Origin of the sequence: Kitasatospora sp. NPDC058406, assembly GCF_042722765.1 — a bacterium.
GTDB lineage: Bacteria > Actinomycetota > Actinomycetes > Streptomycetales > Streptomycetaceae > Kitasatospora.
The window spans coordinates 1-9,828 of sequence record NZ_JBHXKE010000296.1; the positions used below are offsets into that span (position 1 = coordinate 1).

8 protein-coding genes, 1 rRNA gene and 1 pseudogene are annotated in these 9,828 nt (G+C 70.8%); all 10 read left to right on the top strand.

The features are described 5' to 3' along the window. Positions 1–92: ribosomal RNA gene (rrf, locus tag ACFWOG_RS36130) — 5S ribosomal RNA — on the top strand; the annotation flags it as partial. A gap of 97 nt (positions 93–189) precedes the next feature. Beyond that, a complete protein-coding gene (locus ACFWOG_RS36135; protein WP_329877966.1) occupies positions 190–810 on the top strand; it encodes a CDP-alcohol phosphatidyltransferase family protein in 621 nt (206 codons plus the stop codon). Positions 811–946: 136 nt separating this feature from the next. Continuing rightward, positions 947–3,442 (top strand): mannose-1-phosphate guanyltransferase, encoded by a 2,496-nt coding sequence (locus tag ACFWOG_RS36140; RefSeq protein ID WP_329877964.1) that lies wholly within the window; start codon positions 947–949, stop codon positions 3,440–3,442. A gap of 151 nt (positions 3,443–3,593) precedes the next feature. Further along, positions 3,594–4,469, top strand: a pseudogene (locus ACFWOG_RS36145) (DUF881 domain-containing protein); the annotation flags it as partial. Between the two features lie 254 nt (positions 4,470–4,723). Then, positions 4,724–5,056 (top strand): small basic family protein, encoded by a 333-nt coding sequence (locus ACFWOG_RS36150; protein WP_030062488.1) that lies wholly within the window; start codon positions 4,724–4,726, stop codon positions 5,054–5,056. 493 nt (positions 5,057–5,549) lie between these two features. Then, a complete protein-coding gene (locus tag ACFWOG_RS36155; RefSeq protein ID WP_380363608.1) occupies positions 5,550–6,449 on the top strand; it encodes a DUF881 domain-containing protein in 900 nt (299 codons plus the stop codon). Positions 6,450–6,564: 115 nt separating this feature from the next. After that, positions 6,565–7,437: an FHA domain-containing protein gene (locus tag ACFWOG_RS36160; RefSeq protein WP_329877945.1), complete on the top strand. Its 873-nt coding sequence runs from the start codon at positions 6,565–6,567 to the stop codon at positions 7,435–7,437. Positions 7,438–7,619: 182 nt separating this feature from the next. After that, entirely contained in the window at positions 7,620–8,318 is a 699-nt protein-coding gene (locus ACFWOG_RS36165; RefSeq protein ID WP_329877974.1) for a MerR family transcriptional regulator, read from the top strand. 75 nt (positions 8,319–8,393) lie between these two features. Continuing rightward, positions 8,394–8,870 (top strand): bifunctional nuclease family protein, encoded by a 477-nt coding sequence (locus tag ACFWOG_RS36170; RefSeq protein ID WP_063350203.1) that lies wholly within the window; start codon positions 8,394–8,396, stop codon positions 8,868–8,870. Between the two features lie 237 nt (positions 8,871–9,107). Further along, positions 9,108–9,767: a MerR family transcriptional regulator gene (locus tag ACFWOG_RS36175; protein WP_329877941.1), complete on the top strand. Its 660-nt coding sequence runs from the start codon at positions 9,108–9,110 to the stop codon at positions 9,765–9,767. Positions 9,768–9,828: the final 61 nt, after the last annotated feature.

Consider the following 9,828-nt stretch of genomic DNA (forward strand, 5'->3'; position numbering starts at 1 on the left):
CGCCCGGTTACATTCCGAACCCGGAAGCTAAGCCTCACAGCGCCGATGGTACTGCAGGGGGGACCCTGTGGGAGAGTAGGACGCCGCCGAACAATTCTTATGGAGAAGCCCCCGCCGGGGAACCGGGCGGGGGCTTTTCTGTTGTAAGGTCAACGTGCGAAGTTGCCACACATGACAGGAGGCCCCCGGGTGGAGGTCCAGGAGACGCGGGTCCAGACCGATCGCGTCCTCACCATCCCCAACCTGCTGAGCATGGGCCGGCTGGTCGGTGTTCCGCTCTTTCTCTGGCTGATCCTCTGGCCGGTGTTCGACGGGCCGAACAACGACGGCTGGGCATTGCTGATTCTGATGCTCAGCGGTATCAGTGATTACCTGGACGGGAAACTCGCCCGCCGGTGGGGGCAGATCAGCCGCGTGGGGCAGCTGCTGGATCCGCTGGCGGACCGGCTCTATGTGCTCTCCACGCTCCTCGGCCTGACCTGGCGTGAGATCCTGCCGTGGTGGCTGACGGCGATCCTGATTGCGCGTGAGCTGTTTATCGCCGCGCTCCTTCCCCTTCTCAACCGGCACGGCTACGGGCCGTTGCAGGTGAGTTTCCTGGGGAAGGCCGCGACCTTCAATCTGATGTACGCGTTTCCGCTTCTGCTGCTCGGCGCCGGGGACAGCTGGATCGCCCGGCCGGCCGAGATCGTGAGCTGGGCCTTCATCTGGTGGGGGACCGCCCTGTACTGGTGGGCCGGCATTCTCTACGCCGTCCAGGCGCGCCAGATCATCCGGGGCAGCTCGGCCTCCTCCGCGTCCACTGTCTGAGACGCGATCCCGGGACGGGATCTGAGAGAAGTCCCACGGCGACACGGTGCGTCGGACGATATCTTCCGGGTAGACCCCCTCTGGAACGGTTTGATGGACCTGCAGGGTCCACACCGCGAAGGAGGACGCACCCGTAATGAAAGCCGTTGTAATGGCGGGGGGCGAAGGCACCCGACTCCGCCCGATGACCTCCAGCATGCCGAAGCCGCTGCTTCCCGTGGTCAACAGGCCGATCATGGAGCACGTGCTGCGGCTGCTGAAGCGGCACGGCCTCTCCGACACCGTCGTGACCGTCCAGTTCCTGGCCTCACTGGTCAAGAACTACTTCGGTGACGGTGAAGAGTTGGGCATGAATCTCACCTATGCCAACGAGGAGACGCCACTGGGCACTGCGGGGAGTGTCAAGAACGCCGAGGACGCCCTGAAGGACGACTCCTTTCTGGTGATCTCCGGTGACGCACTGACCGACTTCGACCTCTCCGAATTGATCGCGTTTCACCGTAGTAAGAACGCACTGGTCACCGTCTGTCTCACCAGGGTGCCGAATCCACTGGAGTTCGGTATCACGATCACCGATGACGAGGGGCGCGTGGAGCGCTTCCTGGAGAAGCCGACCTGGGGGCAGGTCTTCTCGGACACGGTGAACACCGGTATCTACGTCATGGAACCCGAGGTCTTCGACTACGTCGCGGCGGGTGAGTCCGTCGACTGGTCGAGTGACGTGTTCCCGCAGCTGCTGAAGGAGGGCAAGCGGGTCTACGGGTACGTCGCCGAGGGCTACTGGGAGGACGTGGGCACCCACGAGAGCTATGGCAAGGCCCAGGCGGACGTCCTGGAGGGCAAGGTCGACGTCGAGATCGACGGGTTCGAGATCTCGCCCGGGGTCTGGGTCGCCGAGGGCGCCGAGGTCGACCCGGAGGCGGTTCTCCGCGGGCCGCTCTACATCGGGGACTACGCCAAGGTCGAGGCCGGCGTGGAGATCCGCGAACACACCGTGCTCGGCAGCAACGTGGTCGTGAAGCGCGGGGCGTTCCTGCACCGGTCGGTCATCCACGACAACGTCTACGTGGGGCCGCAGAGCAATCTGCGGGGCTGTGTGGTCGGCAAGAACACCGATGTCATGCGGGCCGCGCGGATCGAGGACGGCGCGGTGATCGGGGACGAGTGCCTGATCGGCGAGGAGTCGATCATCGCGGCCAACGTCCGGGTCTACCCGTTCAAGACCATCGAGGCCGGCGCGGTCGTCAACACCTCGGTGATCTGGGAGTCCCGCGGGCAGGAGCACCTGTTCGGGCTGCGGGGTGTCTCCGGGATCCTGAACGTCGAGATCACCCCCGAGCTGGCCGTACGGCTCGCCGGCGCGTACGCGACGACGCTGAAGAAGGGCGCGACCGTCACCATCGCGCGTGACCACTCGCGAGGTGCGCGCGCCCTGAAGCGGGCGATGATCTCCGGGCTGCAGACCAGCGCGATCGACGTCCGCGACCTGGAGAACGTGCCGATGCCGGTGGCCCGGCAGCACACGGCCCGGGGCAGTGCCGGCGGGATCTTCCTGCGGACCACGCCCGGGGTGCCGGACTCGCTGGACATCCTCTTCTTCGACGAGCGCGGGGCCGACCTCTCGCAGGCCGGGCAGCGCAAGCTCGACCGGGTCTACGCGCGCCAGGAGTACCGCCGGGCCTTCCCCGGCGAGATCGGGGACCTCACCTTCCCGTCCAGCGTCTTCGACTCCTACGCGGGCAACCTGCTGCGGGCCGTCGACACCACCGGGGTGCGCGAGGCCGGTCTGAAGGTCGTCGTGGACACCGCGCACGGCAGCGCCGGGCTCGTCCTGCCGAGCATCCTCGGTCGGCTCGGGGTCGAGGCGCTCAGTGTCTCCAGCGGGCTGGACGAGTCCCGGCCCACCGAGGACGCCGAGGAGCGGCGCGCCGGGCTCGCCCGGCTGGGCGAGCTGGTGGCGTCGTCCCGGGCCGCCTTCGGGGTCCGCTTCGACCCGGTGGGCGAGCGAGTGGCCTTCGTGGACGAGCTGGGCCGGGTCATCGACGACGACCGGGCGCTGCTGGTCCTGCTGGACCTGGTCGCGGCCGAGCGGCGGAGCGGGCAGGTGGCGCTGCCGGTGACCACGACGCGGATCGCCGAGCAGGTCGCGGCGTACCACGGCACGCAGGTCACCTGGACCACGACCACGCCGGACGACCTGGCGAAGGCGGCAGCCGCCGAGGGCACGGTGTTCGGCGGGGACGGGCGCGGCGGCTTCGTCGTGCCGGAGTTCAGCGGTGTGCTGGACGGCGCCGCGGCGTTCGTCCGGCTGGTCGGGCTGGTCGCCCGGACCCAGCTCACGCTGAGCCAGATCGACGCGCGGATCCCGCAGGCGCACATCCGCCGCCGGGACATCGCGACGCCGTGGGCGGCGAAGGGCATGGTCATGCGTTCGGTGGTGGAGGCGGCCGGCAGCCGGCAGCTGGACACCACGGACGGTGTCCGGGTCGTCGAGGCGGACGGGCGGTGGACGCTGGTGCTGCCGGACCCGGCCGAGGCGGTCACCCACCTGTGGGCCGAGGGCCCGGACGACGAGGCGACCGAGGCGCTGCTGGACGAATGGGCGGCGGTGGTCGACGGCGCCGGGAGGTGACGGCCGGAGCCCGGTGACGGGTCGGCGGCGGGGCGGGCGGCTGGTGCCGCACCGCCCCGCTGTCCGTTTCGGGTGGTTGGTGGCGGTCGGTCCGTTTTGATGTGTATGCAGGTCAGGGGTTGTGTACGGGGCCCTCGTCGGTCGTGGGACGATGGTCCGCATGTCAGCGACGCCGACGCCGAGTGCCAGCAGTGGACGGTACAACCGTCCGGATGCCTCGATGTCCCTGCTGACCAATGTGATGGACCACAGCCTCGACGAGGGGTACGCCGAGGCGGCTGCGGCACGGGGCGGCGACGGTCCGCACCGGATACCCGGTACGGCGCGGGGGCTTCTCACGCTGGGGGCCGGGCTGGCCCTGGTGGGCGCGGTCCTCACGGTCGGGGCCGTGAACGCGCACGAGGCCGAGCCGACGCTCGCCAAGGAGCGCGACGCCCTGATCCACCGGATCAACGACTCCAACGGGTCGGCGGACCAGCTCCAGAAGCAGGTCCAGGAACTGCGGCGCAGGGTCGACAGCACCCAGCAGCAGGCACTCGCTCCGGGGGAGGTCGACCCGGCCGTCCTGGCCGGTGCGGTCGGCCTGGCCGAGGTGACCGGGCCCGGCGTCAAGCTGGTGCTGGAGGACGCGACCGGTACGGGCGCCGGCGGCAACGTCGACCCGCGCAGCGGGCAGGGCTTCTCGAACAGCGGACGGCTGCGGGACCGTGACCTGCAACTGGTGGTGAACGGGCTCTGGTCCTCCGGCGCGGAGGCCGTCGCGATCAACGGGCAGCGGCTCACCGCGCTCTCCGCGATCCGCGCGGCCGGTGAGGCCGTACTGGTGGACAACCGGCCGCTGGTCCCGCCGTACACCGTGCAGGCGCTGGGGAACGGGCCCAAGCTGGTGGGCGCCTTCGAGAGCGCGATGGCGGGCCAGTACCTGCGGCTGTTGCAGGAGAAGTACGGCATCAAGTCGACCATCTCCGCGCAGAAGAGCCTGACCCTGCCCGCGGCTGTGGGGGTCACCCTGCGGACCGCCCAACCTGCGCTCCCCGAGCCCTCGCCCACCGCGAGTCCGCCCGCCTCCGGGGAGGCGTCGCCGTCCGCGGGGCCCTCCGGATCGGCCTCACCGTCGACGGGCGGCACCGCGAGTCCGTCCGGCACCACCTCGCCGTCCGCGAAGCCGACCGGGCAGGCCTCGGGGAAGCGCTCGCCGAGCCCCTCGGCCAAGACCACGACCGGCCGTCCGCCCACCGCGACCACCGGGTCGCCCTCCGCAGCGACAGGAGCAGCTAGACCGTGATTGCCGTACTGGGTCTCGTGATCGGGGTCGTCGTCGGACTCTTCGTCCAGCCCGAGGTACCGGACGCCGTCGTGCCGTACCTGCCGATCGCGGTGGTGGCGGCGCTGGACGCGGTGTTCGGCGGCGTCCGCGCGATGCTGGACGGGATCTTCAACGACAAGGTCTTCATCGTGTCGTTCCTGTCGAACGTGGTGGTGGCGGCACTGATCGTCTTCCTCGGGGACCAGCTGGGCGTGGGCTCGCAGCTCTCCACGGGCGTCGTCGTCGTCCTCGGAATCCGCATCTTCTCCAACGCCGCTGCGATCAGGCGCCATGTCTTCCGCGCCTGAGCCGGGCCGCGAGCGGGCGGCGGAGAAGAAAGCGGACGGGTCTGCGGGAGAAGTTGTGCGCGAGGACGGTGGCGAGGAACGCGAGCCAGTACCGGTCGAGCCGGTGGACGGGAAGCGGCAGGAGAAGCCCGGGCAGGGGTCCGGCGACCGGCCGGTGAGGCGGCCCGACGGGCCGGCGATCGCGCCGGAGCCCGAGGAACGGCCCGGGCAGCCCGCGGACGCGGTGGCGGAGGAGCGGGAGGCGCGGGGGGAGCCGGCCGAAGAGTCTCTGCCCGACGGGAGGCCGGAGGGCGTTGCCGCCGACGGGGCTGGGGGCGAGCCCGCGCCCGGGGCCCCGGCGGAGCCCGAAGCGGAGCCTGCGGAGGGGGTCACGGAGCCTGCTCCGGCGAGCGCCCCCGAGGTGACGCCTGCGCCCGCGCGTGCGCTGCCGCCGGTGGCGGCAGCGGAACCGGTACGGCGGCCGGAGCCACGGCCCGAGCCCGCAGCGAAGTCGATCCCGCAGTCCCAAACCCAAACCCAGCCGCAGCTACAGCCGGCGGGGCCGGACGCCGAGTCCGTGGCGCCGTCCCCGCCGTCACCGGTACCGGTACCGGAACCTGCGCCGGCCCTCCCGTCTGCCGCCGCGCCCGCCCCCGAACCCGACTCCGGGCCGGCCCGGGACGACCGCGCCGCGGGGCGGCGACGGCTGAAGGCCGCGGTCTGGCCGCCGAGGTTGTCGCGCGGCCAACTGGTGGTGGCGGTGCTGCTGTTCTCGCTCGGACTGGCGCTGGCGATCCAGGTGCGGTCCACCAACGACCACCACAGTCAGCTGCGTGGCGCGCGCCAGGAAGACCTTGTTCGCATCCTCGACGAACTGGACGGCCGTCAGCAGCGTCTCCAGCAGGAGAAAGCGGAGCTCGAGCAGTCCCTGGCGAAGTTGGAGAACAGCTCCAACCAGGCCAAGGAAGCCCAGGAACAGACCAGGAAGAAGGTGACGGAGCTCGGCGTTCTGGCCGGGACCGTCCGAGCCACTGGTCCGGGGATCGTACTGACGGTCGATGATCCCCAAGGGCAGGTGAAGGCAGATATGCTGCTGGACACCCTGCAGGAACTCCGAGCGGCGGGGGCGGAGGCGATTCAGATCAACGATGTGCGTGTGGTGGTCAACACCTACTTCACGGACGTGTCCGGCGGCGGCGTGCAGATCGACGGCAAGAAGGTCTCGGCGCCCTACCGGTTCACCGTCGTGGGGAATCCGCAGGACCTCACACCCGCGTTGAACATTCCGGGGGGTGTGGTCCGTACCTTGGAGAACAACCAGGCACGCGCGACCATCTCCCAACAGCAGAAGGTGGTCGTCGACGCACTCGTCGACCCGAAGACCCCGCAGTACGCCAAACCGGCTCCGAAGTGAGCACCGCAGTCGGAGTTCCGCTCCAGCCGGCCCGATCCACGACCGGGCCCGCAACCTGTCCGAGGTCCTCACCCTGCCCCGCGGGCGGGTCTGTCACACGCAAGGGGATTCGCCCGTGAGTTTCTTCTCTAAGTTGTTCGGTCGTAACAAGGGCCGCGACGCGGCCGCCGTCGAGGCGCCGACCGCGCGCCACCGCCGGGACGACGAACCCGCCGTGCCGGGCATGCGTCCCGCCCCCGAGGGCGCGGAGTACGCCGAGCGCCCGCTGTTCCGGGACGGCGCCCAGTACGCCGGGAATCAGGCGGGCTACGGCGCGTCGGTTGACCCCTCCGGTGCCCCGCGCATAGGTTTCCCGTCAGGACCCTCAACCTCTGGTGGAGGGTTTGCACCGGACCCGTACGCCGGGCACAACCCGTCGGGTGTGCCGCGCCAGGAGGCTGTGAACATGGCTGGCCCCACTCCGTGCCCCAGGTGCGGCAACCAGAACCCGGCCGCGGCCCGCTTCTGTTCCAACTGCGGTTCGGCGCTGCGCGGTGGTCTGCTGCCCGAGGGGTCGGCGGAGACCACGTCGACGATCTCGATCTCCGGCCTGGAGTCGTACGACCCGAACACCACGACCGGGACCGGCACGCCGGCCCTCTCGGCCGAGGTGTTGGCGGCCATCGACGCGCTGCCCCCGGGTTCGGCCCTGCTGATCGTCCAGCGAGGCCCGAACTCCGGAAGCCGGTTCCTGCTGGACTCGGACAAGACCACGGCCGGCCGCCACCCGCAGGGCGACATCTTCCTGGACGACGTCACCGTCTCCCGCAAGCACGTGGAGTTCCGCCGGACGCCCGGTGGCGGCTTCACCGTCGCCGACGTCGGCAGCCTCAACGGCACCTACGTCAACCGGGAGCGGATCGACGAGGTGTCGCTGAACAACGGCGACGAGGTGCAGATCGGGAAGTACCGGCTGGTCTTCTTCGCCAGCCACAACCGGGGGTACTGAAACCAACGTCGGCAGGAGCCCGAGTGAGCACGAATACCCCTTCTTCTCCTCTCGGGGCGGCCACCCCCGCGCCGTTCGGCCACACGCCGGACAAGGGCTCGCGCGGGGTGGTCGCGGCCCCCAGGCAGCCGGTCCGGTCGGACCGGCCCGGCGGGGGCGGCCGGCGCCGCGGCGGCGACGAGCTGCTGAGCATCGGTGCGGTGCTGGCCTTCCTACGTGACGACTTCCCCGAGGTCACCATCTCCAAGATCAGGTTCCTGGAGGCGGAGGGCCTGGTCGAGCCCCAGCGCACGCCCTCGGGGTACCGGAAGTTCAGCCCGGCCGACGTCGAGCGGCTGGCCCACGTGCTGCGGATGCAGCGCGACCACTACCTGCCGCTGCGGGTGATCCGCGACCACCTCGACGCGATCGAGCGCGGCGAGACCCCGCCGGCGCTGCCCGGCCCCTCCGACAGCCGCCCGGGGCCGGTGGAGGAGGCGGACCGCGAGCTGACCGCCGCGGCCGAAGCCTCCGCCGGGGTCCGCCTGGGCCGGGCCGAGCTGCTGGCCGCCGCCGAGGCGGGCGAGCGCGAACTGGCCGAGTGGGAGTCCTACGGGCTGATCGCGCCCGGGCCGGACGGCGGGTACGACGGCGAGGCGCTCCAGGTGGCCCGCCTGGTCGCCGAACTGGGCCGGTTCGGTCTGGAGCCGCGCCACCTGCGGGCCATGAAGGCCGCCGCCGACCGGGAGATCGCCCTGGTCGAGCAGGTGGTGGCGCCGTTGCGGCGGCATCGGAACCCCCAGACCAGGGCGCACGCCGAGGCCACCGCGCGCGAGCTGGCGACCCTCTCCGTCCGGCTGCACGCGGCCATGGTCCAGGCCGGTCTGCGGGCCTGGACCTGACCTGCGCCACCGCGCTGACCAGCGCCGTCGGCGCTGCGCTTTCATATCCGGGTCGGGAGCCATAGGGTTGCTCGTGTGAATGAGCTCGACGTCGTGGGTGTCCGGGTGGAGATGCCTTCCAACCAGCCGATCGTGCTGCTCCGCGAGGTCGGGGGCGATCGGTACCTGCCCATCTGGATCGGCCCCGGCGAGGCGACCGCGATCGCCTTCGCCCAGCAGGGCATGACGCCGGTGCGCCCGCTGACGCACGACCTCTTCAAGGACGTGCTGGAGGCTCTGGGCCAGCAGCTCACCGAGGTCCGGATCACCGACCTGCGCGAGGGCGTCTTCTACGCCGAGCTCGTCTTCACCGGCGGCGTCGAGGTCAGCGCCCGCCCGTCCGACGCGATAGCGCTGGCGCTGCGGACCGGGACGCCGATCTACGGGAGCGAGGAGGTGCTCGCCGAGGCGGGCATCGCGATCCCGGACGAGCAGGAGGACGAGGTCGAGAAGTTCCGCGAGTTCCTCGACCAGGTGTCGCCCGAGGACTTCGGCGGCAGCGGCCCGCAGTAGGGCGTGCGGCCGGTCAGTGGGCCGGCGGGCCGTGTGTGTCCGGCCGTTTTGCCAAACCGCGTCCACCTACCCACACTAGGGGCACGAAAAACCACTCTCCTGAGTGATGTGGTCTGCCCGCCACGGCGTGGCGATCGTTGACGGGCCATAGGGGACTGCCTACCGTCAGGAGGGGCTGCCCGGGTGTCCGATGCCCGTGGTCTGGGTTGCCCGCAGCACGAGTGGACGGAGGTAGGCATGACCGGCACCGGCGAGGAATTGGCCGTGGGAGGCCTGTGCACCGTGCACATGCCGCGCACCGCCCGCAACGTGACCGAGCTGCCCCGGCCGGAACTGCCCCGGGTGGGCCGGTTCCCGGCGGTCCAGCCCGGCCAGCCGGCCCTGGAGCGACTCGGGCCCACGTCCGAACTGATCGGTTACCGCGGTCCGACGGCCTGCGCCGCGGCCGGGATCACCTACCGCCAGCTGGACTACTGGGCCCGCACGGGCCTGCTGGCCCCGAGCGTCCGGTCGACCTTCCCGGCGACCGGCCAACGGCTCTACAGCTTCCGCGACATCCTGCTGTTGAAGATCGTCAAGCGGCTGCTCGACGCGGGCGTCTCGTTGCAGAACATCCGGGTCGCGGTCGCCCACCTGCAGTCCGTCGAGGTCTGTGACCTGACCGGACTGACGTTGATGTGCGACGGCGCGACGGTGTACGAGTGCACCACCCCGCAGCAGGTCGTGGACCTGCTGAAGAGCGGCCAGGGGGTCTTCGGGATCGCCGTCGGCGCGGTCTGGCAGGAGCTGGAACGCACCCTCGGGCGGCTGCACGCGGAGCGGACCGACACCGGGGAGACGGTGGCCGGACACGACCCGGCGGACGAGCTGGCGCAGCGCCGCAACAGGGCTGTCTGAACAGGCATCTGACGAAGCCGCGGGCCCGGACGGGGAACCTGTCTCTTATACACATCTCCGC

Excerpts from the sequence above, each read along its gene's own strand:
- ACFWOG_RS36140 (WP_329877964.1), top strand. The coding sequence starts at position 947 with ATGAAAGCCGTTGTAATGGCGGGGGGCGAAGGCACCCGACTCCGCCCG.
- ACFWOG_RS36175 (WP_329877941.1), top strand. The coding sequence starts at position 9,108 with ATGACCGGCACCGGCGAGGAATTGGCCGTGGGAGGCCTGTGCACCGTG.